The sequence below is a fragment of the Ruminococcus sp. FMBCY1 genome (assembly GCF_023921805.1).
In the GTDB taxonomy this organism is placed as follows: domain Bacteria; phylum Bacillota; class Clostridia; order Oscillospirales; family Acutalibacteraceae; genus Ruminococcoides; species Ruminococcoides intestinale_A.
This window is the reverse complement of record NZ_CP074197.1, coordinates 2,070,192-2,096,312: the sequence shown is the minus strand read 5'-3', so window position 1 is coordinate 2,096,312 and position 26,121 is coordinate 2,070,192. Positions and strand designations below refer to the sequence as shown.

Below are 26,121 nucleotides of genomic sequence, written 5' to 3'. Positions count from 1 at the left end.
CGCAGACGGTAATAAAGGCGCAGTACCTGGGCGAAGTTGCAACAAACGAAATGACCGCTATTGCGTTCATTTTTTGTCGCTCAATATATAAACTGAATATGGTGCTCGTCTTTACTCCCTAAACAGCTGAAGGAGGAAAGATGATGGAAACAGTTAAGGTTGGTATAACCGAAACTATCAGAGTGCTGCTTGAAGAAAAAAAGTTTAACACTCTAAGAGATATTCTTGTCACCCTTAAGCCATACGATATTGCTACTATATTTGAAGAGCTGCAGGACGAAAAAACTCCTCTGCTTTTCAGAATTTTGCCGAAAGAGCTTGCCGCCGAAACATTTGTGGAAATGGATGACGAAACTCAAAAGCTCTTGATTCACGGATTCAGCGATACAGAGCTTAAAGAAGTTGTTGACGAGCTTTTTATTGACGATGTGGTTGACCTTGTTGAGGAAATGCCCGCAAATGTTGTTAAGCGAATTTTAAAGCAAGCAGACAAGGATACAAGAAAAACTGTTAACGAACTGCTCAAATATCCCGAGGACAGTGCAGGCTCAATTATGACAACCGAGTACATTGTACTTCGTCCCGAAATGACAGCCGAGCAATCTATAAAAAGAATCAGACGAACAGGTGTAGATAAAGAAACTATCTACATTTGTTATGTTACGGATGACAACTCAAAACTTATCGGTATTACAAGCGTAAAGGATCTGCTTTTATCTGACGATGATGTTATTGTTTCGGAGATAATGGAAGAAAATGTAATTTGTGTAAACACTCTTGACGACCAGGAGAAAGTAGCGCAGATGTTTTCTAACTATAATTTTCTTGCGCTCCCCGTTGTAGATACCGAAAACAGACTTGTCGGCATTGTAACAATCGACGATGCTATTGATGTATTGCAGGAAGAGGCAACCGAGGATATTGAAAAAATGGCTGCCGTAATGCCTTCCGATAAGCCTTATATGAAAACAAGTGTTTTCGGAATTTACAAAAAGCGTATTCCGTGGCTGCTTGTACTTATGCTTTCAGCCACATTTACAAGTGCTATCATATCTCATTTTGAATCTGCGCTTGCGAGCGTAATCGTGCTTTCGTCATTTATTCCGATGATTACAGGTACAGGCGGTAACGCCGGTTCGCAGGCTTCGGTATCGGTTATCCGTGCTCTGTCGCTTGGTGAAATCAAATTCTGCAATGCAGTCAAGGTATTGTGGAAAGAGTTTAGAGTATCTATCCTTTGCGGTGTCACTCTTGCCGCCGCAAATTTTATAAAATTGATGATATTCGATTTAAACGGCAAAGAAAACGCCCTTTTTATCGGACTTGTAGTTTCGCTTACACTTATCGGAACTATTATAATGGCAAAACTCATAGGTTCGTTCTTGCCTATGGTCGCACACAAAATCGGTGTTGACCCTGCCGTAATGGCATCTCCGCTCATCACCACAATTTGCGACGCCTTATCACTTTTAATTTACTTTGGAATTGCAACAACAATTCTTCATATTTAAAAAACAGGTCATATCTGCAAATACAGCAGATATGACCTTAATTTTTTTCGGAATTGAGCAAGCCTAAAATCACTCCCAAAGCTATGTTTTGTTGTTTTGCCGATAATTCTCTGTAGCCGCCGAGCAAATCACATACTGACGAATTGGTATTATCAAAAGAAAATATAGAAACTGCCGACTGTTCATTTACTTTGCCAAACGGTTGATATTACATTGTAATATCATCAGATAACAATGTATCGTCTGATAAAAAATATATGATTGTAAATATGAATTATGCAAAATCAATAATAGGAGATATTAATTATGACGGTTACATCACCATGGAAGATGTCGAACTATTAATGCAATATCTCGCTACCGGTAATTACATTGATAAAAGAATTGCAGATGTAAATAATGATGAACTTATTGATGTTGCTGATGCAATTCAAATAAGCCGATTCATAAATGGCAACGATACTAATTATAATATTGGAAAAGAAATCACTTTAGACAGTTTATTAGGCGATCTAAATTCAGACGGAAAAATATCAGTTAATGATGTAACGGAATTACAAATGTATATTTCTCAATCTAAAGATTTTTCCGATGAGCAAAAAATGCTTGCCGACTACAATCAGAACGGCATAATAGATGTGCTTGATGTAACAGATATACAACAACTCATTGCAAATTCATAAGCTTATCTGCACACAACAAAAGCCTTGCAGGCAAAATCCTGCAAGGCTTTTTTATAGATTATTATAATTAAATATTAACTTGTTCCTCAACAATGGATTCTAAGGCTTCCGACTTTTTGCCGAAAGAAAATACCTTTACCTCTTTGTACCACATACAGCACACAACTGACACTGCAAGCGGTAAAAATCCTAACCATATGCTCTCCCTTGCCCAAAAAATTTCAGCCACGCTTGCAAGAGCAACGCCTATATGGAAGAAAAGCAATGTCATTCCGAAAAACTGCGCTTTGCGTTTCATCTTTATGTCGCCGTCAATAAGATAAGATGTAAGCGATGTTACCGTTTGTCTTATATTATTAGTCGAAAAAATTGTTGAACTGCCATATCCCGCATCGCCTGCGTAAGCGTTCCATTGAATAGGAGCGGCAAAAAACAGCGGCAGCATTGCAAGGTACGCATTTTCTACAAAATTAAGCACGCTTACAAGTATAAAAGTAACCGATGTCAAACCAAGACTTATTATTTTTGTATCAAGTTTTATAAATTTGTGGAGCAACACATATGTCACATTACCGCAAGCATACACCAAAGCGGCAAGCACCATATAAATTAATAAAGAATGTTCCGGCTCAAACAAATTATGTACAATATGTATCATATTTGATGTTTGCGATGAGGCAAGCAGGTCGCAATGATTTATGATTGCGTACGCACCCATAAATCCGCCGATTGAGCTTACACAAAAGTGTAGCCACGCTTCTTTTTTAACATTTTTCTCCACGATTATCGCCCTTTTATTAGTTTTTCGCTCATAATTATATCACAACAAGCGACAAAATTCAATTATAAAAGCGCTGATAAGAACGGGGTTTTCAGCTATCTTTTTGTGTATCGTCAATTAATCTGCCTTTTTCGACATTCGGCTTTATAAAATTGTTGTAAGAATATTCCGCCAAAATTTCAGAACCTTTTGGGGTGTTCTTTTGCCTGCCAAGCACCTGGCTTAATTTTATTTTTCTCTCTGCCCACATCTTACCGTCTGTTGCGTCATTCAGCATTACGGGCTGAACATTGTCCATAGTATGGGCAAATTTTGCCTCGGCTGTTTCGGCATTTTCAAATTCAATCCAAAGATTTTTAAGCTTTTCGCACTGGTCGTCGGGCAAAAGTCCGAAAATTCTGTCTGCCGCTTTCTGTTCCCTTTCGTGTTGAGTTTTCTTGCCCTCTTCGTCATAACAATAGGTATCTCCTGCGTCAATCTCCACAATATCGTGCAGTAAAAGCATTGTAACCGTTTTTAAAACATCTATTTTTTCGTTGGCATACTCACTCAAAAGCACGGTCATAAGCGCCATATGCCATGCGTGCTCGGCATCGTTTTCCTTGCGCTCTCCGCCTGTAAGCAATGTCTGACGCTGTATGAATTTTTCCTTGTCAATTTCCTTTATAAAGTCAAATTGCTTTTTAAGCCTTTCGTCCATAATTACCTCAACTTACAACATTCTTAGGAGTGCCGTTTATAAATGAACCGATATTGTCTGCAACAATATTCATCAATCTTTCCCTTGTCTCAACGGGCGCCCATGCGATGTGAGGAGTTATAATGCAATTCTTTGCCTGCATTAAAATACAGTCCTCCTCCATAGGCTCAACAACCAAGGTATCTACTGCCGCTCCGCCGATAATATCATTCTGCAACGCATCGTAAAGGTCGTTCTCTGCCATTACTCCACCCCTTGCGGTATTCACAAACAATGCATTGTTTTTCATTTTTGCAAACTGCTCTTTGCCAAACATTTTATCCGAATCGCTGTTAAGCGGGCAATGAACCGTTACAATGTCGCTCCTTTCAAGCAACTCGTCAAAACTTACAAACTCCACTCCGTCAGCCTGTTTTTCGGAACGATTATACGTAAGGACTTTCATTTCAAATGCCTGCGCAATTTTTGCAACCGCACTTCCGATACTTCCAAATCCTACAATACCTATTGTTTTTCCTGCAAGCTCGTTTAGCGGATATACAAACGGCGAAAAAGTCTTGCTCCTTTTCCATTGACCGTCGGCAACAAATTTTGCATATTCACGTACCTTGCTGTAATGCTCCAAAATTAATGCAAAAGTATGCTGTGCAACGGCATTTGTGGAATACGAACCCGCATTGCAGACTGTAATACCGTGCTTTCTGCAATATTCTATATCAATGTTATTGTATCCTGTGGCAAAAAGTCCGATATATTTTAAATTCTTTGCAAGTTTTAATGAACCCTCGTCAAGTCGGGTTTTGTTGCAGATAACCATATCTGCGTCCGCAATCTTTTCTGCGACCTCATCATATGTGAGAAGTCCGTACTGCACCACTTCGCCGAACTGTGAAAGTCGGTCGGCAGGTACAAGATTATCCACAACAGTTTGTGCGTCCGTCAGTACAATTTTCATACTGTTACCTCCGTTTTTATAAGTTAAAAATCTAATTTTATTATACACAATTTTTTTAATCTTGCAATCATTTGACAAAAAATGTATAATTATTGTGGAGGTATGACTATGTACAAAAATATTTTATTTGATGTTGACGGCACACTTTTACCTATGGATGTTCACGAATTTGTTAAATATTATTTTGGTTCACTCTGCGAAAAAATGATACCTGTACTTAAAATCGAGCCGAAAGCGCTTACCGATTCTATAATGGCAGGGCTTGGCGCCATGGCTAAAAACGACGGTTCCGCACTTAACAGAGATGTGTTTTGGAAAGCCGCCGCAAAAGTAAGTGGTGTTGACCTTATTAAATACGAAGATATGTTTACCGATTATTATAATAATGAATTTGTCGCCGCAAAGACCGCAACCTTCGTTAATCCTTATGCAAAAAAATGTGTTGATTTTGCAAAAGAAAACGGATACAAAGTAATTGCCGCAACAAACCCGATTTTTCCTAAGCCGGCTACATATAAAAGACTTGAATGGGCAGGACTTAATCCCGAAGATTTTGAATATATTACCGTTTATGACAACTCGTCAAGCTGTAAACCCAATCTTCTGTATTTTAAAGATTTATGCGAAAAATGCAGCATTTCTCCAAAAGAAAGCCTTATGGTCGGCAATGATGTTGACGAAGATTTGTGCTCCGCCGAACTCGGTTTTGACACATTTTTAATTACCGACTGCATTATAAACCGTAATGATAAGGATTATTCATCATACAAAAACGGAAGTTTTGAGGATTTTTATAATTATCTGACCACACTTAACAAATAATTTTATCTGCAACATAATAAAACAAAATTTTCACTCCATATCTATTATTATATAGTTATGGAGTTTTTATTTGCCTTTATAAGGCAAAATAGCGAGCTGAATTTTCAGTAAAAAGGATGTTTAAAATGCTCAAAACAAAATTTGAAAACAATGTGCTGACAGCGTTCATTGAGGGTGAACTTGACCATGACTCTGCCGCAAGAATACGCACAAAGCTTGACGGAATCTGTGAATCAATTAAGCCAAAGCTGTTAAACCTTGACTTTTCCGGGGTATCGTTTATGGACAGCTCAGGAATCGGTCTTGTACTCGGAAGATACCGCCAGATGAAATTACTCGGAGGTTCTGTCAGGGTAATTAACATACCCGAAAATATGTACAGGCTGTTTGCTCTTTCCGGGCTTGAGGGATTGGGGGTGCTGAGATGAATTTAATAAACGAAATGAGCCTTAGCTTTCCGTCAAAAAGCAGTAACGAGGCTTTTGCCCGAAGTGCGGTTTCTGCATTCGTCATCGGTCTTGATCCAACCGTTGCCGAACTTTCAGACATAAAAACCGCAGTTTCCGAGGCTGTAACAAATTGCATTGTGCATGGCTACCGCAGAGAAAGCGGAACTGTCTACATAAACGGAAAAATTTACGAAAACAACAAAGTAGTAATAAAAATTCGTGACAAAGGCTGCGGCATTGCAGACATTGAAAAGGCAATGGAACCGCTCTTTACCACCGCTCCCGAAGAAGACAGAGCAGGTCTTGGCTTTGCGGTTATGCAGAGCTTTTGCGACAAAGTAAAAGTCAAATCCACTGTCGGAAAAGGCACTGCCGTTACGCTTGAAAAAGTCATTTCATCGGGCAGATTCCTTTCAAGAGGTCGTTAAACGGTATGTCGGAAAGCCGTGGTGATATTATCGGGGATAAAAACTCTCTCGCACAAAAGCATATGGGACTTGTCCATTCCTGCTGTAAGCATTTTACAGGCAAAGGAGTGGAATACGAAGAACTGTTTTCGGCAGGTTGTTTGGGACTTGCAAAAGCCGTAGAGCGTTTTGACGAAAGCCGTGGACTAAAATTCTCTACCTATGCCGTACCGGTTATATTGGGAGAAATCAAGCGTATATTTCGTGACGGAGGTTCTGTACGGGTTAGTCGCACTCTTAAGGAACTTTCAATGAAAATTTGCAGACTTAATACCGAGTACGAAAAAAACAACGGCAGAGAAATGAGCGTTACCGAGCTTTCGCAGGCTTTGAATGTAAGTGAAGATAAGATTTGCGAGGCGCTTTCTGCCGGCTCTTCTCCCCTATCCCTTAATGCCGATTATGATGATGAGGGAAATTCCCGAATAGACATACCCGTAAGCGATTCGCAAGAAGAAATCACCGAACGGTTGAGCCTTAATGATGCAATTGCCGAACTTGATGAGCGTGACAGAAAGATTATACATCTGCGCTATTTTCAGAATAAAACCCAATCACAAACCGCCGACTGCCTTGCAATGACGCAGGTGCAGATCAGCCGCAGAGAACGCAAAATTCTTGCCCTCATACGAGAAAAAATGAGCGTTTAGCTCTGCAACTGTCTTGTAAATTGTAAAAATCCCGATAAGGTGAATTTTTTGCCTTATCGGGATTTTATAATGTTTATTCTATGTAATTATTTGATGTTCTTTCCTTTGAATATATTATTTCTCCGTATATTGCAGGAACTATTGCGCTTACCAATACTATAATAATTGATATAAAGAACAATACATTACTTATATTTATTATGAATAATGAAATTATGCCTAATATTATTACTGCAATTCCACACATCACTCCAAAATAAGCTGCAAAGCGATGTACTTTTTTCCAAACGGATTTACTGCTCAATGTGGCGTTTGTTCGTATGCCAAGCAAAGAATTTTGCTTTATTTTAGGCATTAAATTGAATAAATAAACAAACATACAGCCCATAAAAATACAAATTAACGGTAAAAACAGATTATCTATATTTACTTTATTTTGCAATATCAGTGCAATCAGCATCCAAAAAAATAAAAACAAAAAAGCAAAAATTGATACTATACATCTTACGGCATATTTTCGGTACGACTTATAGTTTTCATCATTTTCTTTAACCTTTGCGTAAATCGCATATATAATTGAAAACAATACAAGAATACTCGGAATAAATAAAAGCATCCATTTTGATGAATAGGCATCTGCAATCCCATTAACATTATAATGTGAGGGCAACTCTTCATTTGGATTAAAAGCAATAAAAACACCTGTTACAGCAATATTAATCAATGATATAATTAACAAAATATATTTTTTCATATTATTTATCCTCTCTGCCTGTTAAATCGGACAACATTTTTAACATATCTTCCAATACGCTTGTTTTCAACGAATAAATTACATTTTGACCTATTTTTTCTGAATCCACAAGGTCAGCTTGCTTTAAAATACTGAGATGATTACTTATTGATGGTTTGGTCATATTAAATTCCGCAGCAATTTCTCCGGCATTTAAACTATCCTTTTTTAAAAGTTTAAGTATTTTTCGCCTTGTAGGGTCAGCCAAAGCTTTCCATACATCTCCCATAAAAATCACCCCTTTTATGTATTAGTTAATTAGTTAATTATCTAATTAACTAATACTATTATATCAATTTATTCGTATTTGTCAACAGATATTTATAAGCATACAAAAAGAGCAGTCCAAAATGAACTGCTCATGGTTTTTAGTTTAATGCGGATATTTTTCAAGCAAGTCCTGTAAATCGTACGGTGTTGCCTGATATACATAATAGTTAAGCCAATTTGTAAAAAGCAATGTTGCGTTACTTCTCCACACCATTGGCGGTGTGAGCGACGCATCGTCATTCGGAAAGTAATTGTACGGAACTTTCGGATTGATTCCCTTGTTCTCATCACGAAAATACTCGCTTGCAAGGGTATCTCTGTCATACTCGGCGTGTCCCATTACAAATACCTGTCTGCCGGATTTATTGGTAACTATAGCCACTCCCGCAAGCTCTGACACTGCAAGGATTTCAAGTGCGCTGTTTCTGCGTATATCATCTTCCCTTACTCCCGTATATCTTGAATGAGGAATACAGAAAGTATCGTCAAAGCCACGCATAAGCGGATGATGCGGGTCTAAAATCGTATGATTATAAATACCGCTTAACTTTTCCTTAAGTTTATGCTTTTGGATACCGTAATGATAATACAAACCCGCCTGCGCACCCCAACAAATGTGGAGTGTGGAATAAACATTGTGCTTTGACCATTCCATAATCTTGCAAAGCTCTTCCCAATAGTCAACATCTTCAAACTCAAGCTGTTCAACCGGTGCGCCCGTGATTATCATACCGTCAAAGGTTTCATCCTTTATTTGGTCAAAGGTTTTATAAAAAGTAGTCAGGTGATGAGGTGAGGTGTTTTTTGATGTATGCGATGCCATCTGCAAAAGCTCAATGTCAACCTGTAGAGGACTGTTGCCCAAAAGTCTTAGAAGCTGGGTTTCGGTTGTAATTTTTGTCGGCATCAGGTTTAAAATAATAATCTTAAGCGGACGAATATCCTGCTTTATCGCTATTTCGTTTGGCATAACAAAAATATTCTCAGACTCAAGCACCTTTATTGCAGGCAAATTGCTCTGAACCTTAATCGGCATAGCCTCAGCACCTCCTTATACATTTCAAATATAAAATCAATTAATACTGCTTGCCCCAATAAACCTGGTGCTTAGCAGGTTTGCCGCAGCATACACAAACATCGCTGATGTGCTCCTCGACAAAAGGAATACAACGGCTCTTAACACCGCCTGTAGCATCCTTGAGTTTATCTTCACAAGCGCTGTCGCCGCACCACATAGCCTTAATAAAGCCCGGGTGATTCTTGGCGGTATCAACAAATTCGTCAAAGTTTGTTGCTGTAAATGTTTTTTCTTCTGTATTCTTGCGTGCTCTTTCATACATATCGTTATGAATTGTATCAAGAAGCTCTGCAATATAATCGGAAAGTCCCTCAAGCGGTACAAAATACTTCTCACGGGTATCTCTTCTTACAACTACGCACTGACCCTTTTCTATATCCTTAGGGCCAATCTCAACTCTTACAGGCACGCCTTTCATCTCATACTCAGCAAACTTCCAGCCCGGTGCGTGGTCGCTGTCGTCAAGTTTAGTTCTGAAACGCTTTGTAAGCTCTGCCTTAAGTTCGTAAGCCTTATCAAGTACGCCCTCCTTATGCTGTGCAACAGGAATAATTACAACCTGTACAGGTGAAATTCTCGGCGGGAGCACAAGACCGTCATCATCGCTGTGAACCATAATGATAGCACCGATCATTCTTGTTGACACACCCCATGATGTCTGGTGCGGATAATGCTGCTTATTGTCTTTGCCTGTAAATGTAATGCCAAAGCTCTTTGCAAAGCCATCGCCAAAGTAGTGTGATGTACCGCCCTGGAGAGCAACACCGTTGTGCATCATCGGCTCAATTGTATAGGTTTCTTCTGCACCGGCAAACTTTTCTTTCTCTGTCTTTCTGCCGATTACAGCCGGAATAGCAAGAATTTCTTTATAGAATGCCTCGTAAACATGGAGCATACGGAGTGTTTCTTCCTTTGCCTCTTCTGCCGTTGCATGCATTGTGTGACCTTCCTGCCAAAGGAATTCGGAAGTTCTGAGGAAAGGACGGGTTGTTTTTTCCCATCTTACAACACTGCACCACTGATTGTAGAGTTTTGGAAGATCTCTGTATGTGTTGATAATTTTCTGATAATGTTCGCAGAAAAGAGTTTCCGAAGTAGGGCGAACACAAAGGCGCTCGTTAAGTTTTTCACTGCCGCCTACAGTTACCCATGCACATTCAGGTGCAAAACCCTCTACATGATCCTTTTCTTTCTGTAAAAGGCTTTCAGGGATAAACATAGGCATATACACATTTTCGTGACCTGTTTCTTTAAATCTTCTGTCAAGGTCAGCCTGTATATTCTCCCAAATAGCATAACCGTAAGGACGGATAACCATACATCCCTTAACGCCTGAATAATCAACAAGCTCGGCTTTTTTTACAATGTCAGTGTACCATTTAGCAAAGTCTTCATCTCTGCTTGTAATAGCTTCAACCATTTTTTTGTTGTCTGCCATTTTCATTCCTCCAACTTAAGAAATATTCGTGTATTATAACATTTCTATTATACTATAATTAATTTTTTTTGCAAGTACCGACATTATTTTTATTATAAAAAGGCTCTATAATAAATGTTGGGGTAACAAATAGATCCTACAAAAATAATTTTAAAAAAAGTAGAGCATATTTGTCTAAAATCCGTTAAAATGGAATTGACTAGAAACCAGAAACGGAGGAACAAATATGCTCTACAAATATTTTACCGAAAAACTCTTAGGATTGCAAGATGTTGATATAGAAAAAATTGAAGAAATTGATAATTCAATCCATATTAACTGCCGGTTAAAACGAAAACCTCACAAATGTCCTTGCTGTGGCAATTTAACTGATAAGGTTCACGATTATCGTGAACAGCCTATAAAGGATATTCCTGCCTTTGGCAAGCACATCTTTATTCATCTTTATAAGCGTCGATATCGTTGCTCCTGTGGCAAGCGTTTCCCTGAAAATGTCGATTTCCTCCCTCGTTATCATCGTATGACTAACAGATTGTCTTTGTATATCATTGACAAATTGAGAAATGAAGTTTCTTTTTCAAGCGTTGCAAGAGAGGTTAACCTCTCTGTAAGCTCCGTAATCAGGGTTTTTGATTTAGTTTCCTACGCTCCTAAAAAGCTCCCATCTGCTATTTCTATTGATGAATTTAAAGGCAATACGAACAGTGAAAAGTATCAATGTATTCTCACCGATCCTGTCAACAAGGTTGTTTTGGACATTCTTCCAAAAAGATATGCGCATTTCCTAACTGAGTATTTTAACCATTTTGATAAGTCACAGCGTGACAAGGTTCAGTTTTTTGTCAGTGATATGTGGAAACCCTACTCTAATATTTCTTCTGTGTGGTTTAAAAATGCCTCACAGATTGTTGATAAATACCATTGGATACGGCAAGTTATCTGGGCTTTTGAGGCTGTTCGTAAGCAGGAACAAAAGAAATTCAGCAAATCTCATCGCAGATACTTCAAGCAATCAAGACAGCTTTTACTAAAAAGATTTGACCTCCTTTCTGACGAACAAAAACAACAGGTAAATGTTATGCTTTTTACTTCTCCAACTCTTTCTACTGCTCATTTTTACAAAGAGGATTTCCTTAAAATCCTTGATTGCAAAGACCGACAGTCTGCAAAAACAGCTTTTTCTGATTGGATAAATTCTGCTTTAGACTGTGGTATTGCACAATTTGTAAAATGTGCTAACTCTATGCTCAATTGGCTTCCAGGTATTCTGAATTCTTTTTCTTCTGCTATCACCAACGGTTTTACCGAAGGCTGCAACAACAAGATTAAGGTACTTAAGCGTAATGCTTATGGTTACAGAAATTTTAAGCGTTTCCGTAACCGTATTTTACATATGTTTTCTCACCAAATGCAAAAACAAGCGATAGCTTGATTTACTATCGCTTGTTCGTTTCAATTCTTCTTTTTCGGGTTTACCCCAACTATTGACATAGAGCCTATAAAAAGTAAAAGAGGTCAGACAAACCGCCTGACCTCAAGTTTTTAATTCAATTATGCATTTGCCTCAATGTAAGAAACAAGTGAACCAACAGTCTTGATGTTCTCAATCTCATCATCGGGAACTTCTACACCGAACTCGTCTTCAATTGACATAAGTAAATCTACTACATCAAGTGAATCAGCACCGAGATCTTCCTGTAAATCTGTATCAGCTGTTACCTTATCTTCTTCAACATCGAACTGCTCAGCAAGAATTGCCTTAACTTTTTCCAATACCATTGGAATTCCTCCCATAATAAAAAAATATTTAATGTATCCATTGTAATTATGGACAAAAGTACATATTTTATGCTACAATGGAATAAGCAATCGAGTAATCGGTTTGCTTCTTAGATTATATTATTGTTTATTTATTCTTTTGTCAATAGAATTTTAAAATTTTTCTATTTTTACCAAAAATTTTTTTAGGGGGTATATTTTTATGAGTACTAAAAAATATGCAGTAATCGGTCATCCTATCGGACATACTATGTCACCTTTTATACATACAAAATTGTTTGAGCTTGCAGGAATCGACGCCGTTTATACAAAACTTGATGTTGCTCCGGAAAGTCTCGGATATGAATACGACCACATTTTATCTAAATTGAGCGGCTATAACATTACAATTCCTCACAAGCAGAATATTATTCAGTATCTTGATGAAATTGATGAAAAAGCAAATATGTACGGCAGTGTAAACACTGTTGACAACAGAGATTACACAGCAAAAGGCTACACCACAGATCCCGACGGATTTTTAAAGGCTCTTGATGCGGCAAAAATCAAATTAAACGGCAGAGTTGTAATTTTAGGCTGCGGCGGCGTTGCAAGAACAATGGCTTATGAGGTTGTTCTCAAAAACATTCCCGTTCTTTTTGCAGTAAGATTGGAAGATGTCGAAATTGCAAAGAAACTTTGCGAAGAAATTAAGAGCACTGTTATCGGTTCTCAACCGTCATACTGTCTTATCAGTGAGCTTAACGGCGACATTGATGTACTTATCAACGCAACTCCTATAGGAATGTTCCCTAATGTTGAAAATCAGCCCGTAAGCGATGAAGTTATCGCAAAATGCAAAAATGTTTTTGACGCAGTATATAATCCGCTCGAAACCGTACTTATCCAAAAAGCAAAAGCAAACGGTTCAAACGCTGTCGGCGGTATGTCTATGCTTGTATGGCAGGCTGTTGTTTCACACGAAATATGGGACGGCTCCGTTTATGACCCCGCCGAAATCGAAAAGATATGCATTGCAGCGTCTGACGAGTTAAAGAACAGATAATTTTTGGAGGGCCTAAGATTGGACAATATAGTTTTATGTGGCTTTATGGGTTGCGGAAAAACAACCGTCGGCAGAAATCTTGCCCGTAAGTCAGGCAGAAAGTTCGTTGATATGGACTCTTACATTGAAGAAAAGGCAGGAATGAAAGTATCCGAAATCTTTGAAAAATACGGTGAAAACCGTTTCAGAGATATGGAGCACGAGGCTTGTTTGGAGCTTGCAGATACAAAAGGACTTGTAATTGCCTCCGGCGGAGGTGCTTTTACTTTCCAAAGAAATATTGACGCTTTCAGAGGAAAGGACAAAATAGTTCTGCTCGATGTTCCGCTTGACATTATAAAACAAAGACTTAAAAACGATACAACAAGACCGCTTTTACAGCGTCCCGACAAGGATGAAGCAATGCGTCAGCTTTATGAAAAGCGACTTCCGATATATCTTTCTGCCGCTGACATAACGGTGAGCGGCAAAAGCACTCCGCTCAAAACAGCATATGCAATCCTTAACGCTATTGATACGCAAGAAAAATAATTACGCATATTACAGGGTTGACTGTAACACTTTAAAGTGGTAAAATATGTATAAATTATTTAAATGGGAATGAAAGGATAGTTTAAAAAATGATTATTGTATTAAAACCGTCAGCCTCACCCGAGCAGATTATGAATTTTACAAATATGCTCAAAGAGGAATACAATGTAAAAGTAAATAAATGGGAAGGTGTGCATTCAACAGTTCTCGGACTTATCGGCGACACTACTAAAATTGATATGGACTACATTGACGCTCAAGACATTGTAGAAAATGTTAAGAGAGTTCAGGAACCGTACAAAAAGGCTAACAGAAAGTTCCACCCGGACGATACAAAAATCAAAATCAATGATGATATAACAATCGGCGGCGGCAGTCTGCACATTATGGCAGGTCCATGCTCAGTTGAAAGCGAAACTCAAATTGTCGATATTGCAAAGAGCGTAAAGGCATCGGGCGCAACATTCTTAAGAGGCGGCGCATTCAAGCCGAGAACCTCACCGTACGCTTTCCAGGGCTTAAAAGCAGAAGGTCTTGACCTCTTAAAGATTGCAAGAAAAGAGACAGGACTTCCTATTGTTACCGAAATTATGAGAGCATCTCACATTGATATGTTCGAGAATGTTGACATTATTCAGGTTGGCGCAAGAAATATGCAGAACTTTGAGCTTTTAAAAGAACTTGGCAAGATTGACAAACCTATTCTTTTAAAGAGAGGTCTTTCCGCTACCATTGAAGAATGGCTTATGAGTGCCGAGTACATTATGGCAGGCGGTAACGACAAGGTTATTCTTTGTGAGAGAGGCATAAGAACATACGAAACATTTACAAGAAATACACTTGATATTTCCGCAATTCCTGTTGTAAAGGCTCTTTCACATCTTCCTGTAATCGTTGATCCAAGCCACGCAGCAGGCAAGTCATGGCTTGTTGAGCCGCTTGCAATGGCGGCAGTTGCCGCAGGCGCAGACGGTCTTATCATTGAGGTTCATAATGACCCGCCGCACGCTCTTTCGGACGGTGCGCAGTCACTCACACCCGAACAGTTTGATAAGGTTGCAAAGAAAGTATTTGCACTCAAAAGCTCAATTGACAAAATCAACAGCAAATAATTTTATTTTATATATTTATTCGGAGGCACTGAAAAATGAACATTGCCGTTATCGGTCTTGGTATTATAGGCGGCAGCTTTTGCAAGGCTATAAAAAAATATACCGACAACTTTGTAATCGGTATTAACAGAACGCAGGCAACAGCAGAAAAGGCACTTGAGGCGGGCGCAATCGACAAAATCGGTACTCCCGAAAGCCTCGGTGAATGTGATATTATAATTTTGGCACTTTATCCGCAGGCTGCGGTAGATTTCATAGAAAAATACGGCAGCTATATAAAAAGCGGCGCTATTGTAACCGACAGTTCGGGAATTAAGCGAGCAATTTGCCCAAGTCTTTCTGCTCTTTCAAAAAAATACGGCTTTGTATTCATTGGCAGTCACCCAATGGCAGGCAAAGAAACCAACGGATTTGATGTTTCGGAGGCTGACCTGTATAAGAACGCAAGCTACATAATTACTCCGTGCGGAGCACCTGAGGATAAAATTGAAATTCTTGCCAATCTTGCAAGAAAAATCGGTTTTGGCACAGTTAAAATTACCACTCCCGAAGAACACGACAGAATGATTGCATTCACCTCACAGCTCCCCCATGTGTTGGCTTGTTCTTATGTAATGAGTCCGTGCTGTCCAAATCATAAGGGATTTTCAGCCGGCAGTTATCGTGATGTGTCACGAGTTGCAAATATCAATTCACAACTTTGGAGCGAACTTTTCCTTGAGAATCGTGAACCGCTTATTACCGAGCTTGACATACTCATTGACAATATTACAAAAATTAAAGACGCAATCAAAGCAGAAGACAGAGAAACTCTTGCAGAATTATTGGAGCAGGGACACAAGGTAAAAACTGCTCTCGGCGAATAGAATTGAGGTGCATTATGAGAACAGTCAGAGTAGATACGGGCAAGCCGTATGATATTTGCATTGAAAGAGGAATACTTGACAAATGCGGCGAATACGCAAAGGCTCTTTCAAAGGCAGAAAAGGTTACTATAATTTCAGACAGCAATGTTGCTCCGCTTTATATGGACAGAGTGAAAAATTCTCTTGAAAAAGGGGGATTTAAAGTTGCAACACATATTTTTAAAGCAGGTGAAGAGCAAAAGCACCTCGGCTCTATTGCGGAAATGTACAACACACTTGCGGAATTTTCTATGACAAGAAAAGATATTGTTGTAGCTCTCGGCGGCGGTGTTGTGGGCGATATGGCAGGCTTTGCCGCTGCAAGCTATCTGCGTGGAATTGATTTCATTCAGATTCCTACCTCTCTCCTTTCACAGGTTGATTCATCTGTAGGCGGAAAAACAGGCGTTGATTTACCGCAGGGCAAAAACCTTGTCGGCGCATTTCATCAGCCTATTGCCGTATTGATTGACCCCGACACGCTCAAAACCCTTACCGATGATTATATTTGCGACGGTATGGGTGAAGTTATAAAATACGGCTGCATTAAAGACGAAAAACTCTTTGAAAATCTTGAAAATCAAAATGCACTTGAGCATATTGAAGATATTATCGAAATCTGCGTTTCAATAAAGCGTGATGTTGTAAACCGTGACGAAAAAGAGGCAGGCGAAAGAAAGCTCTTAAACTTCGGTCACACTCTCGGACACGCTATTGAAAAAATCTATAACTTTAAAGGCATAAGCCACGGAATGGCTGTCGCAATCGGTATGGTGCTTATTACAAAAGCAGGTGAAAAACACGGAATTACCGAAAAAGGCACAGCCGACAAAATTTGTGCGCTTTGCAAAAAATACGGTCTGCCGACTACAGATAAATCTACCTTTGAGCAGATGGCACAGGCTGCAAAAGGCGATAAAAAGACAGCAGGCAGCTCAATTGACCTTGTACTTTTAACAAAAATAGGCGACAGCTTTACAAAGAAAGTTGAACTTGCCAATCTCTGCGACTTTATCACAACCTGATTGGAGGATACATATGTCTGATGTAAAATTCAGCCCGTTTGTTCCAAACGGAACTGTAAATGTACCGCCGTCAAAGAGTGATGTTCACAGAGCCATAATCTGCGCAGCCATGGCAAACGGAGTAAGCAGAATTTCTCCCGTTGCCCTTTCAAACGATATTAAGGCAACTATCGGCTGTATTAAAGCACTTGGCGCTGACGCTGTACTTGAAAACAATGTTCTCACAGTTGACGGCACAAATATGTATAAAAACAAAACCGCTTTGCTTGATTGCGGAGAAAGCGGCAGTACATTAAGATTTTTTATTCCGATTGCCGCTGTCGGCAATATTAACGCAACATTTGTGGGCAAAGGCAAACTTCCGCAACGCCCTATCGGAATATTTACAGAGGCTTTGCCAAAGGCGGGTACCGTCTGCAAAACCGAGGGAGGACTTCCCCTTGAAATCAAAGGTCAGCTGAAAAGCGGAATTTTTGAAATTCCCGGCAATGTAAGCTCACAGTTCATCACAGGACTTTTGCTTGCTCTGCCGATTCTTGAGGGTGACAGCGAAATTGTACTCACTTCCCCGCTTGAAAGCGTTGGCTACATTGCAATGACTATCCGCACAATGAAACAATTTGGTGTGAATATTCAAGCCACAGAAAAAGGCTGGCATATTAAAGGCGGTCAATCATATAAGACTTGCGACTATACAACAGACGGTGACTGGTCACAGGCGGCTTTCTTTATGGTACTCGGCGCTGTCAGCGGTAAAGTAACCGTAAAGGGAGTTGCAAAGGATTCCACGCAGGGCGACAAGAAATGCGCTGAAATTCTTACCCGATTCGGCGCTAAAGTTACTCAGCTTGACAACGAAGTAACTGTTGAAAAAGGGGAATTAAAGGCAATCACCATTGACGCATCTCAAATTCCCGACCTTGTTCCCGTACTTTCGGTATGTGCGGCATTTGCAGAGGGCACGACAAAGATTATCAATGCCGAAAGATTAAGAATAAAAGAATGTGACCGACTTAAAGCCACCGCCGAATTGCTGAATAATCTCGGCGGCAAAGTAAAGGAACTTTCGGACGGACTTGAAATCACAGGGGTTTCTTCTCTTAAAGGAGGAAATGTAAACGGCTACAACGATCACAGAATCGTTATGTCTGCCGCTGTTTGCGCCGCAAGAAGTGATGAAGATATAACCGCCACTTTTGCAATGAGCATTAACAAAAGCTACCCCGATTTTTATATAGACTATAACAGCATAGGAGGAAAGGCAAATGTCCTCGACCTACGGTGAAAAAATAAAAATTTCTGTCTTTGGCGAAAGCCACGGCAACGGTATAGGAGTTGTAATCGACGGACTTCCTGCCGGCGTAAAAATTGATATGGACAAAGTGCTTGTTCAGATGTCAAGACGAGCTCCCGGCAAAGACAAAACCGCAACCCCACGCAAAGAAAGCGACCTGCCAAAGGTACTTTCCGGTATGCTTGGAGATACTCTTACAGGCGCACCGTTATGTGCGGTAATTGAAAATACAAACACAAAAAGCGGCGACTACGGCAATCTTCTCAATTGTCCTCGTCCGGGTCACAGCGACTACACGGCTTATGTTAAATATAACGCAAGCAACGATATTCGCGGCGGCGGTCATTTTTCGGGCAGACTTACCGCTCCTATAGTTTTTGCGGGTGCAATCTGCCGTCAGATTCTTGAAGAAAAAGGTATTAAAATTGCCGCTCATATTGCAAGCATCGGCAATGTAAACGACAAATCTTTTAACCCTGTTTCTATTGACGACAAACTTATAAATAAATTAAACAACAGCTCTTTTGCACTTATTGACGATTCGGTCGAAGAAAAAATGCGTGCAGAAGTTGAATCGGCAAGACTTGCTCAGGACAGTATCGGCGGTACAATCGAATGTGCCGTAAGCGGAATTGAGGCAGGCATAGGCGAGCCGATGTTTGAGGGTGTTGAGGGTGTAATCGCAAAAGCTGTTTTCGGTGTGCCTGCAATAAAGGGCATTGAATTCGGCAAAGGCTTTGAACTCTCTAAAATGCGTGGCTCACAGTCCAATGATCCTTTTGAATACAAAGACGGCAAAGTTGTAACAAAAACCAACAACTGCGGCGGTATTCTCGGCGGTATCACAAACGGTATGCCTGTTATATTCAAAGCAGGAGTAAAGCCTACTCCGTCTATTTCTAAAGAACAGGACACAGTCGATTTGCAGAAAAAAGAAAATGCAAAACTTGTTATAAACGGCAGACACGACCCGTGTATTGTACCGAGAGCCGTGCCTGTTATTGAGGCTGTCACAGCCGTTGCTATATTAAATCTTTTATAATAAGGATGAATAAAATGAGAAATCTTTCAGAAATCAGAACTGAAATTGACAGTATAGATGAACAGATTATTGAACTTTTCAAAAAGAGAATGGATTGTGCCAAAGAGGTAGGTAATTACAAAAAAGCCAACAATATTCCTGTTCTGAATCAGGCAAGAGAAAACGAAATTCTTGACGCTATCGAAGAGCGTGGCGGCGAGTACGGTTCATACGCAAGACTGCTTTACTCAAATATTATGGAGCTTTCAAGAGCTTTACAACATAATATTGTCGGCAGTGGTGCAGATATAAAAGAGGTTATCAGCAATGTTGAAACCGAGATACCGAAAACCAATGTTAAAGTCGGTTATCAGGGCATTAAAGGCGCTAACGGTCACGAGGCAACAATACGCCTGTTCCCCGATGCGGAGGCACATTGCTATAAGTCTTTCGGTGATGTTTTTGACGCAGTTGATAAAGGAGAAATTACATTCGGCGTACTTCCTGTTGAAAACTCAAACGCAGGCTCGGTTTCTGCCGTATATGACCTAATACTTAAGCACCGTTTTTACATTGTCGGCGCACTTGATTTGCCTATTGATTACTGTCTTGGAGGTTTAAAACAGGCAGAGTTTTCGGATATTGAAAAGGTATGGTCGCATCCGCAGTCACTTTCACAGTGTGCAGACTACATTGCAAAAAATAATTTTGACTCTACACCATGTTCAAATACAGCAATTGCCGCTCGTGATGTGGCAAAGGAAAAGCGCCTTAATGTTGCGGCTATCTGCTCATACAAGGCGGCAGAGGAATACGGTTTAAAAGTGCTTGACAATCATTTGCAGGATAACGATAAAAACACAACAAGATTTATTGTTATTTCCAAAAAGCTGTTCATCACACCCGATTCAAACAAAATCAGCCTTTGTTTCTCACTTCCTCATGTTACGGGCTCGCTTTACGGCTTACTTTGCAGATTTAATTCTCTCGGTCTTAACCTTACGAAAATTGAATCTCGCCCACGCCCAAGCAGTGACGAGGGGTTTGAATACCTGTTTTACCTTGATTTTTCAGGCAATGTAAGCAGTAAAGAGGTTACAGACCTTATAGCACAGTTAAGTGCGGAAATGCCTGAATTCAGCTTTTTGGGAAACTATTGCGAATATTCAAAATGATTATAAATATATTTTTAGTTTTTGTATATTAATCGACAGAACGTTTTGATTATGTGCAAAACGCTCAAAATTTATTGACAAATTTTGCAAATTAAGTATTGCATTGCATAAAATTTATGATATAATATGCTTATTAAAGTGATAATTCATTTTAATAAGCATTTTTATTTTGAATAATTATTGAACAAAAATAAAAACATAATTGATGAGGTGTTTAATATGGATGATAATAAAAAATTAATTTGCGCCGCAGCCGGTGCACTTGGCGCACTTGTAGCAGTATCAGCTACCGTGTTTGCTATAAAACAGCACAAGAAAAAACAAAACGCAATGCTCCTTGAAGAGCTTGACCTGTGCCTTGACGGCGACGATATTGCGGAACTTGCAAATGAAGCCGAAGAAACAAAAGCTCCCGAAACCGCAGAAGAACCAAAAGCTGAAGAACCCAAAGAATCCGCACCTGTCGCAGAGGAAAAGGTTGAAGAGAAAGCAGAAGAAAAGACAGAAGAAACTGTTACAGAAAAAACTGCCGAATCAACCGAAAAGCCGGTACAGTGCGAAAATACAGAAGAATAATTGTTAAAACTTAAGTGCCTTGCCATATGCAGGGCACTTTTTTTGTCAAAATTTTCAATAAATTATGTTTTAGCGGAGTGTCGGTCGGGCATTGAAATTTAGCTAACGCTAAATTATCCTCCAAAAAACAAAAAAGTTTACTCAATTTTTTCAAAAATTGCGGGTTTGGGCAGCGCCCATAAAATCTTCCGATAGAACAATTTATCAGGCGCAAACAGCCACGCTGTTTGCGTGCTAAAACTAAGTTTGTTAAAACAGGCGACAGCCTTTTAGAAAAGAATTTGCTTATTTATTGTTTAATGAATGGCTTTTTGTTGCTATCGCATTTAAGGGCTTTCGCCGTTGTGTTCATGCCGCCCAACAGCGAGCTGTTTGGCTATCGTTAGATTGCATAACGGAAAGTATTTGTGGGCTTTGCCCACACCCACGACCTTTGAAAAGGTCGACCAAACTTTTATAATTGCTTTTCTGATTTGTTCCGCTAAACCATAATATATCAAGAATATCCCAAAAATTAAATCTATAATTGCAATAATATTTAACGCACACTCATAAAATCAAATAATTGCATATATATTTTATAAGAACAAAAATCACACCGACAGTTTAAATTAACCGTCGGTGTGCCCTACCCTTTTTTAATAATAATTAATTATTAAGTGCATTGATACAATTTGAGCATATAAATTTGCCCTTAAGACATTTCAGATTTTCGGACGAATTGCAGAAAATGCATTTTTCTTCTGCTTTTTTTATTGTAATGCAATCATTGTCAGCCTCGATATGCAGCATATCGCCCGCTTTGATATTAAGATGATTGCGAATATCCTTTGAAATTACAATTCTGCCAGCTCCGTCAATTTCTCTGAAATTAGTAAATATCATTATATCATCTCCTTATCTGAACAGTTTTCTGTGCGTATTTTTTAATTGTAAACCTTAACCGAAGTTACAGGTTGACAATTTTCATCGCTGTATCATTATACCATTTTACGGTTAATATGTCAATAATTACCAAATAAGAATTGTAAATACAATTTTGTAACGGATTTTGTCATATTTGCTTTATTTATGATATTATATTTAGATTTTTGGAAGTTAGGTGAAATAAATGCTTGGTTATGTGTGGGCAGGTCTGATAATTGTCAGTGTGTTGTCGGCAATTTTACTCGGTAATACCGAATCACTGTCTACAGCCCTTATAGAAAGCGGCTCGTCATCAATAAAACTTCTCTTGACAATGGCAGGCATCCTATGCCTATGGTCAGGAATAATGAAAATAGCAGAAGAAAGCGGCTTTACCGCACTTATTTCAAAAATTTTTGCGCCTCTTTTGAGACCGCTTTTTCCAAAGCTTGATAAAAACAGCGAGGCTTTTAAAAGCATTACTATGAACATAAGCGCAAACCTGTTAGGACTTGGCAATGCCGCCACTCCGTTTGGTCTTAAAGCTATGGGAGAACTTAACAGACTAAACAACTGTTCCGATACGGCAAGCAATGAAATGGTCATTTTTGTTGTGCTCAATACCGCCTCTCTGCAGCTTTTGCCTACTACCCTTGCCACACTTCGACAAAGCTACGGAAGTAATGCTCCGTTTGAGGTTATAACAGCCATTTGGATAAGCTCGGCAACCGCTCTCACTGTGGCCCTTACAGTTGCCTGTACACTAAATCTGAAAAAAGCGAGGTGAAATTATGGCTATTATAATGCCTCTATTTGCGACCGTTGTGGTATTGTACGGGCTGATAAAACGAGTGCCTGTTTTCGATTTGTTTATTAAAGGAGTTCGAGAGGGCGTAAAAGTTCTGTACACAATTGCACCTACTATAATCGGATTGGTGTTTGCGGTAGATTTACTGCGTTCGAGCGGTGCAATAGATGTTATATGTAACTTTATCTCCCCTGCCGCAGATTTTTTAGGCTTTCCAAAAGAAATTGTACCAATGGTTCTCTTAAGACCTGTATCGGGCAGTGGTTCAACAGCTTTGTTGACCGCTTTGTATGAAGATTGCGGCCCTGACAGTTTTGCAGGCAGGGTAGCTTCTGTACTTGCAGGATCATCCGAAACCACATTTTACGCTGTGGCAATGTATTTTGGCAGTATTAAGGTAAAAAAAATCCGCCATACCCTTGTTGCCGCTTTGCTTGCCGATTTCACCGCCGCAGTGATGAGCGTGCTGACCGTAAGACTAATTTTCGGGCAAAGCTAAAGGAGCTGTAAAAAACAGCCCCTATGTAAATGAAGTATATTTTCTTTTATTGCTCTCGCAGATACTTACGCCTATTTGTTTGGCTATCGTTAGATTGCGTAAACTGAAAGTATTTGTGGGCTTTGCCCACACCCACAACCTTTGAAAAGGTTGACCAAACTTTTATATATTGACTTTAATTTTATCGAGCAGCTCTCCGACCTTTTCATGAAAAACAAGGTCGGCGGCGCTGTCCATTGGCGTTGCATCACGATTTATCAGTACAAGTTTATTTCCTTTAAAATATCTCACCATACCTGCGGCAGGATAAACCGTGAGGCTTGTGCCTGCAATAATCAGTGTATCTGCATTCGCAATGGCATTAACCGCACCGTTTACTGTTTTATCGTCAAGTCCCTCTTCATACAGCACAACATCAGGCTTGATGATTCCCGAACATTCGCATTTTGGAATACCGTTGCTCTCTTTAATAAACTCGGCAGTATATGATTTACCGCACTTCATACAATAATTTCTCAACACACTTCCGTGCAGTTCATACACTCTCTTACTGCCTGCCGCCTGATGCAGTCCGTCAATATTTTGAGTAACTACTGCGCTGAGTTTTCCTGCTTTTTCAAGCTCAGCAAGTTTATAATGAGCCTTATTCGGCTTTTTGTCAAGACAAAGCATTTTATCTCTGTAAAAGCGATAAAACTCCTCTGTCTTTTTTACAAAGAATGTATGGCTTAGTATGGTTTCGGGCGGATAATCGTACTTTTGATTATAAAGTCCGTCCACACTTCTGAAATCGGGAATACCGCTCTCTGTAGATACCCCCGCACCGCCAAAGAAAACTATCCTATGGCTGTCATCAATCACTTTCTGAAGTTCGTCAACACTACTCATTACTGCATTGCCTCTTTCATCTGCTTTACATACTCGCAAACAGGCTCAACACATTCTTTGCCGTACTTAGCAACGATTTTTACAATTGCGGAACCTACTATTACACCGTCTGCATACTGTGACATATGCTTTGCCTGCTCCGGAGTTGAAATACCAAAACCTACCGCACACGGGGTATCGCTTACAGAACGAACAAGGTCAACCATTTCGCCAATATTTGTTGTAATCTCTTTTCTTACACCTGTTACACCCATTGAAGAAACACAATATACAAAGCCCTGCGCTTCTTTGGCAATGGTTTTAATTCTGTCGTGTGAAGTCGGTGCAATAAGCGAAACAAGCTCTACACCGTGCTTATCACAATAAGGCTGTAACTCTGCCTTTTCCTCAAAAGGAACATCCGGAACGATTACGGCGGAAATACCGCACTCTGCGCACTTTGCCATAAATGCGTCTGTACCGTAAACAAAAATAGGGTTCATATATGTCATTACGGCAAGAGCCGCCTTAATCTGCGGACGAATTCTCTTTACCATATCAAAAATCTTATCGGTTGTAGTACCTGCCGCCAAAGAACGGAGGTCAGCCTCCTGAATTACAACACCCTCGGCAATCGGGTCTGAAAAAGGTATACCGATTTCTATGATATCTGCGCCGTTTTCGCTCATACCTATAAGGAGTTTTTCGGTAGTTTCAAGGTCAGGATCTCCTGCGGTTACAAACGGAATAAAAGCCTTGCCGTTTTTGAAGGCATCTTTAATCTTACTCATAAATATTCTCCCCTCTGTATCTTGCAATAGCGGCAACATCCTTATCGCCTCTGCCCGAAAGATTTACAACAATAATGCTGTCTTTGCTCATTGTAGGAGCAAGTTTAATGCAGTGTGCAACAGCGTGTGCGCTCTCAATAGCAGGTATAATACCCTCTGTGCGTGAAAGATACTCAAATGCGCTTACTGCCTCTTCATCGGTAACAGGCACATATTTTGCTCTGCCTGTATCGCTTAAGTTAGCATGTTCAGGACCGATACCCGGGTAATCAAGACCTGCTGAAATTGAGTATACAGGTGCAATCTGACCGTACTTATCCTGACAGAAATATGATTTCATACCATGGAAAATACCGAGTGTACCGTTTGCGATTGTTGCGGCATTCTTCGGATTATCAACGCCAAGACCCGCTGCCTCACAACCGATAAGCTGTACGCTCTCATCACCGATAAAGTCATAAAATGCGCCCATAGCATTACTGCCGCCGCCAACGCAAGCCATAACCACATCAGGAAGTCTGCCCTCTTTTTCAAGGAGCTGTGCTTTGATTTCCTTACCGATTACGCTCTGGAAATCTCTTACAACCATTGGGAACGGATGCGGGCCCATTACCGAACCGAGTACATAGTGAGTATCGTCAACTCTGTTAGTCCACTCACGCATAGCCTCGTTTACGGCGTCTTTAAGAGTCATTGTGCCTGTTTCAACGGCATTTACCTTTGCGCCGAGAAGTTTCATTCTGTATACATTAAGAGCCTGACGGATTGTATCCTCTTTGCCCATAAAAATCTCACACTCAAGTCCCATAAGTGCGGCAACAGTTGCTGTTGCAACACCGTGCTGACCTGCGCCTGTTTCTGCAATTACTCTTGTTTTGCCCATCTTTTTGGCAAGCAAGCACTGACCAAGACAGTTATTGAGTTTGTGTGAACCCGTATGATTTAAGTCCTCACGCTTTAAATAAATCTTAGCACCGCCTAAATCCTTTGTCATTTTCTCCGCATAATAGAGAAGTGACGGTCTGCCGGCATACTCACGCATAAGTGTGTCAAGCTCTGCGACAAACTCCGGATCGTTTTTATATTTTTCATATGCTTCTTCAAATTCATTAACGGCATTCATTAAAGTTTCGGGAACAAACTGTCCACCGTGAATACCAAACTTACCCTTCGACATTGATTTATCTCCT

The 26,121-nt window shown here is 39.9% G+C and carries 30 protein-coding genes; 18 read left to right on the top strand and 12 right to left on the bottom strand.

Annotated elements, in window-relative coordinates; genetic code table 11:
• Positions 1-143 precede the first annotated feature (143 nt).
• Together mgtE and KGF34_RS10340 are read left to right on the top strand one after the other, a co-directional pair.
• On the top strand, positions 144-1,511 hold the full coding sequence (mgtE, locus tag KGF34_RS10345; protein WP_186935956.1) for a magnesium transporter: 1,368 nt from the start codon (positions 144-146) through the stop codon (positions 1,509-1,511).
• 269 nt (positions 1,512-1,780) lie between these two features.
• The gene (locus KGF34_RS10340; protein WP_252558955.1) at positions 1,781-2,194 is read left to right on the top strand and encodes a dockerin type I repeat-containing protein; all 414 of its coding nucleotides are present in this window, start codon (positions 1,781-1,783) and stop codon (positions 2,192-2,194) included.
• Between the two features lie 67 nt (positions 2,195-2,261).
• On the opposite strand, the gene KGF34_RS10335 is transcribed toward KGF34_RS10340, so the two are convergent.
• From KGF34_RS10335 to KGF34_RS10325, 3 genes are all read right to left on the bottom strand, one after another.
• A complete protein-coding gene (locus KGF34_RS10335) occupies positions 2,262-2,975 on the bottom strand; it encodes a YoaK family protein (RefSeq protein ID WP_252558953.1) in 714 nt (237 codons plus the stop codon).
• A 91-nt stretch (positions 2,976-3,066) separates the two neighbouring features.
• Positions 3,067-3,675, bottom strand: coding sequence for an HD domain-containing protein (locus tag KGF34_RS10330; protein WP_022234392.1), 609 nt, complete (start codon positions 3,673-3,675; stop codon positions 3,067-3,069).
• A 7-nt stretch (positions 3,676-3,682) separates the two neighbouring features.
• The gene (locus tag KGF34_RS10325; protein ID WP_252558951.1) at positions 3,683-4,630 is read right to left on the bottom strand and encodes a D-2-hydroxyacid dehydrogenase; all 948 of its coding nucleotides are present in this window, start codon (positions 4,628-4,630) and stop codon (positions 3,683-3,685) included.
• A gap of 108 nt (positions 4,631-4,738) precedes the next feature.
• Here KGF34_RS10325 and KGF34_RS10320 point away from each other — a divergent pair, with 108 nt between their 5' ends.
• The 4 genes from KGF34_RS10320 to KGF34_RS10305 all read left to right on the top strand — a co-directional run bounded on the left by KGF34_RS10320 (position 4,739) and on the right by KGF34_RS10305 (position 7,018).
• Positions 4,739-5,452 carry an HAD family hydrolase gene (locus KGF34_RS10320; RefSeq protein ID WP_252558949.1) on the top strand — a complete coding sequence of 238 codons (714 nt, stop codon included), beginning with the start codon at positions 4,739-4,741 and terminating at the stop codon, positions 5,450-5,452.
• Positions 5,453-5,577: 125 nt separating this feature from the next.
• The gene (locus KGF34_RS10315; RefSeq protein WP_022234395.1) at positions 5,578-5,880 is read left to right on the top strand and encodes an anti-sigma factor antagonist; all 303 of its coding nucleotides are present in this window, start codon (positions 5,578-5,580) and stop codon (positions 5,878-5,880) included.
• Positions 5,877-6,329, top strand: a complete 453-nt coding sequence (gene spoIIAB, locus KGF34_RS10310) for an anti-sigma F factor (protein WP_252558948.1) — start codon at positions 5,877-5,879, stop codon at positions 6,327-6,329. The genes KGF34_RS10315 and spoIIAB overlap by 4 nt, the downstream gene beginning before the upstream one ends.
• 5 nt (positions 6,330-6,334) lie before the next feature.
• On the top strand, positions 6,335-7,018 hold the full coding sequence (locus tag KGF34_RS10305; protein WP_252558945.1) for a sigma-70 family RNA polymerase sigma factor: 684 nt from the start codon (positions 6,335-6,337) through the stop codon (positions 7,016-7,018).
• Between the two features lie 73 nt (positions 7,019-7,091).
• On the opposite strand, the gene KGF34_RS10300 is transcribed toward KGF34_RS10305, so the two are convergent.
• From KGF34_RS10300 to proS, 4 genes are all read right to left on the bottom strand, one after another.
• Positions 7,092-7,772 carry an SdpI family protein gene (locus KGF34_RS10300; protein WP_252558943.1) on the bottom strand — a complete coding sequence of 227 codons (681 nt, stop codon included), beginning with the start codon at positions 7,770-7,772 and terminating at the stop codon, positions 7,092-7,094.
• 1 nt (position 7,773) lies between these two features.
• Positions 7,774-8,040 (bottom strand): autorepressor SdpR family transcription factor, encoded by a 267-nt coding sequence (locus KGF34_RS10295; protein WP_022234399.1) that lies wholly within the window; start codon positions 8,038-8,040, stop codon positions 7,774-7,776.
• A 144-nt stretch (positions 8,041-8,184) separates the two neighbouring features.
• Complete coding sequence (gene metA / locus KGF34_RS10290) at positions 8,185-9,117, bottom strand: homoserine O-succinyltransferase (protein ID WP_022234400.1); 933 nt, start codon at positions 9,115-9,117, stop codon at positions 8,185-8,187.
• A gap of 40 nt (positions 9,118-9,157) precedes the next feature.
• Positions 9,158-10,597 (bottom strand): proline--tRNA ligase, encoded by a 1,440-nt coding sequence (gene proS, locus KGF34_RS10285; protein WP_252558942.1) that lies wholly within the window; start codon positions 10,595-10,597, stop codon positions 9,158-9,160.
• A 226-nt stretch (positions 10,598-10,823) separates the two neighbouring features.
• Between proS and KGF34_RS10280 the strand changes: the two genes are divergently transcribed.
• A complete protein-coding gene (locus tag KGF34_RS10280; protein ID WP_252558941.1) occupies positions 10,824-12,029 on the top strand; it encodes an ISL3 family transposase in 1,206 nt (401 codons plus the stop codon).
• Between the two features lie 119 nt (positions 12,030-12,148).
• On the opposite strand, the gene acpP is transcribed toward KGF34_RS10280, so the two are convergent.
• Positions 12,149-12,376, bottom strand: coding sequence for an acyl carrier protein (gene acpP / locus KGF34_RS10275; RefSeq protein WP_022234402.1), 228 nt, complete (start codon positions 12,374-12,376; stop codon positions 12,149-12,151).
• Positions 12,377-12,578: 202 nt separating this feature from the next.
• On the opposite strand from acpP, the gene aroE reads away from it, so the two are divergent.
• The 9 genes from aroE (at position 12,579) to KGF34_RS10230 (ending at position 21,060) form a co-directional block, all read left to right on the top strand.
• A complete protein-coding gene (aroE, locus tag KGF34_RS10270; RefSeq protein ID WP_178587113.1) occupies positions 12,579-13,421 on the top strand; it encodes a shikimate dehydrogenase in 843 nt (280 codons plus the stop codon).
• A gap of 18 nt (positions 13,422-13,439) precedes the next feature.
• The gene (locus tag KGF34_RS10265) at positions 13,440-13,952 is read left to right on the top strand and encodes a shikimate kinase (RefSeq protein WP_022234404.1); all 513 of its coding nucleotides are present in this window, start codon (positions 13,440-13,442) and stop codon (positions 13,950-13,952) included.
• 89 nt (positions 13,953-14,041) lie between these two features.
• Positions 14,042-15,064 carry a 3-deoxy-7-phosphoheptulonate synthase gene (gene aroF / locus KGF34_RS10260; protein ID WP_022234405.1) on the top strand — a complete coding sequence of 341 codons (1,023 nt, stop codon included), beginning with the start codon at positions 14,042-14,044 and terminating at the stop codon, positions 15,062-15,064.
• A 35-nt stretch (positions 15,065-15,099) separates the two neighbouring features.
• Positions 15,100-15,930: a prephenate dehydrogenase gene (locus KGF34_RS10255; RefSeq protein ID WP_022234406.1), complete on the top strand. Its 831-nt coding sequence runs from the start codon at positions 15,100-15,102 to the stop codon at positions 15,928-15,930.
• A 14-nt stretch (positions 15,931-15,944) separates the two neighbouring features.
• Positions 15,945-16,994 carry a 3-dehydroquinate synthase gene (gene aroB / locus KGF34_RS10250; RefSeq protein ID WP_252558940.1) on the top strand — a complete coding sequence of 350 codons (1,050 nt, stop codon included), beginning with the start codon at positions 15,945-15,947 and terminating at the stop codon, positions 16,992-16,994.
• Positions 16,995-17,007: 13 nt separating this feature from the next.
• A complete protein-coding gene (gene aroA / locus KGF34_RS10245; RefSeq protein WP_252558939.1) occupies positions 17,008-18,279 on the top strand; it encodes a 3-phosphoshikimate 1-carboxyvinyltransferase in 1,272 nt (423 codons plus the stop codon).
• Complete coding sequence (gene aroC, locus KGF34_RS10240) at positions 18,260-19,330, top strand: chorismate synthase (RefSeq protein ID WP_252558938.1); 1,071 nt, start codon at positions 18,260-18,262, stop codon at positions 19,328-19,330. Before aroA ends, aroC begins: the two co-directional genes overlap by 20 nt.
• 14 nt (positions 19,331-19,344) lie before the next feature.
• Entirely contained in the window at positions 19,345-20,484 is a 1,140-nt protein-coding gene (locus KGF34_RS10235; protein ID WP_195411253.1) for a chorismate mutase, read from the top strand.
• 219 nt (positions 20,485-20,703) lie between these two features.
• Positions 20,704-21,060 (top strand): hypothetical protein, encoded by a 357-nt coding sequence (locus KGF34_RS10230; RefSeq protein WP_195411254.1) that lies wholly within the window; start codon positions 20,704-20,706, stop codon positions 21,058-21,060.
• A 648-nt stretch (positions 21,061-21,708) separates the two neighbouring features.
• Here the strand turns inward: KGF34_RS10230 and KGF34_RS10225 are convergent.
• Positions 21,709-21,945, bottom strand: coding sequence for an AbrB/MazE/SpoVT family DNA-binding domain-containing protein (locus KGF34_RS10225; RefSeq protein ID WP_022234982.1), 237 nt, complete (start codon positions 21,943-21,945; stop codon positions 21,709-21,711).
• A gap of 226 nt (positions 21,946-22,171) precedes the next feature.
• Here KGF34_RS10225 and KGF34_RS10220 point away from each other — a divergent pair, with 226 nt between their 5' ends.
• Together KGF34_RS10220 and KGF34_RS10215 are read left to right on the top strand one after the other, a co-directional pair.
• Complete coding sequence (locus KGF34_RS10220) at positions 22,172-22,753, top strand: nucleoside recognition domain-containing protein (RefSeq protein ID WP_252558937.1); 582 nt, start codon at positions 22,172-22,174, stop codon at positions 22,751-22,753.
• Between the two features lie 4 nt (positions 22,754-22,757).
• Positions 22,758-23,273 carry a nucleoside recognition domain-containing protein gene (locus tag KGF34_RS10215; RefSeq protein WP_022234984.1) on the top strand — a complete coding sequence of 172 codons (516 nt, stop codon included), beginning with the start codon at positions 22,758-22,760 and terminating at the stop codon, positions 23,271-23,273.
• Between the two features lie 162 nt (positions 23,274-23,435).
• On the opposite strand, the gene KGF34_RS10210 is transcribed toward KGF34_RS10215, so the two are convergent.
• The 3 genes from KGF34_RS10210 to trpB are packed head-to-tail and all read right to left on the bottom strand — an operon-like array spanning position 23,436 to position 26,108.
• On the bottom strand, positions 23,436-24,161 hold the full coding sequence (locus KGF34_RS10210) for an NAD-dependent protein deacylase (protein WP_252558936.1): 726 nt from the start codon (positions 24,159-24,161) through the stop codon (positions 23,436-23,438).
• Positions 24,161-24,931 carry a tryptophan synthase subunit alpha gene (gene trpA, locus KGF34_RS10205; RefSeq protein WP_022234986.1) on the bottom strand — a complete coding sequence of 257 codons (771 nt, stop codon included), beginning with the start codon at positions 24,929-24,931 and terminating at the stop codon, positions 24,161-24,163. The genes KGF34_RS10210 and trpA overlap by 1 nt, the downstream gene beginning before the upstream one ends.
• Positions 24,924-26,108, bottom strand: a complete 1,185-nt coding sequence (trpB, locus tag KGF34_RS10200; RefSeq protein ID WP_252558935.1) for a tryptophan synthase subunit beta — start codon at positions 26,106-26,108, stop codon at positions 24,924-24,926. The genes trpA and trpB overlap by 8 nt, the downstream gene beginning before the upstream one ends.
• Between the last annotated feature and the right edge of the window lie 13 nt (positions 26,109-26,121).

Coding starts and splice junctions, on each gene's coding strand:
- mgtE (WP_186935956.1), top strand. CDS start 144: ATGGAAACAGTTAAGGTTGGTATAACCGAAACTATCAGAGTGCTGCTT.
- KGF34_RS10340 (WP_252558955.1), top strand. CDS start 1,781: ATGAATTATGCAAAATCAATAATAGGAGATATTAATTATGACGGTTAC.
- KGF34_RS10330 (WP_022234392.1), bottom strand. CDS start 3,675: ATGGACGAAAGGCTTAAAAAGCAATTTGACTTTATAAAGGAAATTGAC.
- KGF34_RS10325 (WP_252558951.1), bottom strand. CDS start 4,630: ATGAAAATTGTACTGACGGACGCACAAACTGTTGTGGATAATCTTGTA.
- KGF34_RS10320 (WP_252558949.1), top strand. CDS start 4,739: ATGTACAAAAATATTTTATTTGATGTTGACGGCACACTTTTACCTATG.
- KGF34_RS10315 (WP_022234395.1), top strand. CDS start 5,578: ATGCTCAAAACAAAATTTGAAAACAATGTGCTGACAGCGTTCATTGAG.
- spoIIAB (WP_252558948.1), top strand. CDS start 5,877: ATGAATTTAATAAACGAAATGAGCCTTAGCTTTCCGTCAAAAAGCAGT.
- KGF34_RS10305 (WP_252558945.1), top strand. CDS start 6,335: ATGTCGGAAAGCCGTGGTGATATTATCGGGGATAAAAACTCTCTCGCA.
- KGF34_RS10300 (WP_252558943.1), bottom strand. CDS start 7,772: ATGAAAAAATATATTTTGTTAATTATATCATTGATTAATATTGCTGTA.
- KGF34_RS10295 (WP_022234399.1), bottom strand. CDS start 8,040: ATGGGAGATGTATGGAAAGCTTTGGCTGACCCTACAAGGCGAAAAATA.
- metA (WP_022234400.1), bottom strand. CDS start 9,117: ATGCCGATTAAGGTTCAGAGCAATTTGCCTGCAATAAAGGTGCTTGAG.
- proS (WP_252558942.1), bottom strand. CDS start 10,597: ATGGCAGACAACAAAAAAATGGTTGAAGCTATTACAAGCAGAGATGAA.
- KGF34_RS10280 (WP_252558941.1), top strand. CDS start 10,824: ATGCTCTACAAATATTTTACCGAAAAACTCTTAGGATTGCAAGATGTT.
- acpP (WP_022234402.1), bottom strand. CDS start 12,376: ATGGTATTGGAAAAAGTTAAGGCAATTCTTGCTGAGCAGTTCGATGTT.
- aroE (WP_178587113.1), top strand. CDS start 12,579: ATGAGTACTAAAAAATATGCAGTAATCGGTCATCCTATCGGACATACT.
- aroF (WP_022234405.1), top strand. CDS start 14,042: ATGATTATTGTATTAAAACCGTCAGCCTCACCCGAGCAGATTATGAAT.
- KGF34_RS10255 (WP_022234406.1), top strand. CDS start 15,100: ATGAACATTGCCGTTATCGGTCTTGGTATTATAGGCGGCAGCTTTTGC.
- aroB (WP_252558940.1), top strand. CDS start 15,945: ATGAGAACAGTCAGAGTAGATACGGGCAAGCCGTATGATATTTGCATT.
- aroA (WP_252558939.1), top strand. CDS start 17,008: ATGTCTGATGTAAAATTCAGCCCGTTTGTTCCAAACGGAACTGTAAAT.
- aroC (WP_252558938.1), top strand. CDS start 18,260: ATGTCCTCGACCTACGGTGAAAAAATAAAAATTTCTGTCTTTGGCGAA.
- KGF34_RS10235 (WP_195411253.1), top strand. CDS start 19,345: ATGAGAAATCTTTCAGAAATCAGAACTGAAATTGACAGTATAGATGAA.
- KGF34_RS10230 (WP_195411254.1), top strand. CDS start 20,704: ATGGATGATAATAAAAAATTAATTTGCGCCGCAGCCGGTGCACTTGGC.
- KGF34_RS10225 (WP_022234982.1), bottom strand. CDS start 21,945: ATGATATTTACTAATTTCAGAGAAATTGACGGAGCTGGCAGAATTGTA.
- KGF34_RS10220 (WP_252558937.1), top strand. CDS start 22,172: ATGCTTGGTTATGTGTGGGCAGGTCTGATAATTGTCAGTGTGTTGTCG.
- KGF34_RS10215 (WP_022234984.1), top strand. CDS start 22,758: ATGGCTATTATAATGCCTCTATTTGCGACCGTTGTGGTATTGTACGGG.
- KGF34_RS10210 (WP_252558936.1), bottom strand. CDS start 24,161: ATGAGTAGTGTTGACGAACTTCAGAAAGTGATTGATGACAGCCATAGG.
- trpA (WP_022234986.1), bottom strand. CDS start 24,931: ATGAGTAAGATTAAAGATGCCTTCAAAAACGGCAAGGCTTTTATTCCG.
- trpB (WP_252558935.1), bottom strand. CDS start 26,108: ATGTCGAAGGGTAAGTTTGGTATTCACGGTGGACAGTTTGTTCCCGAA.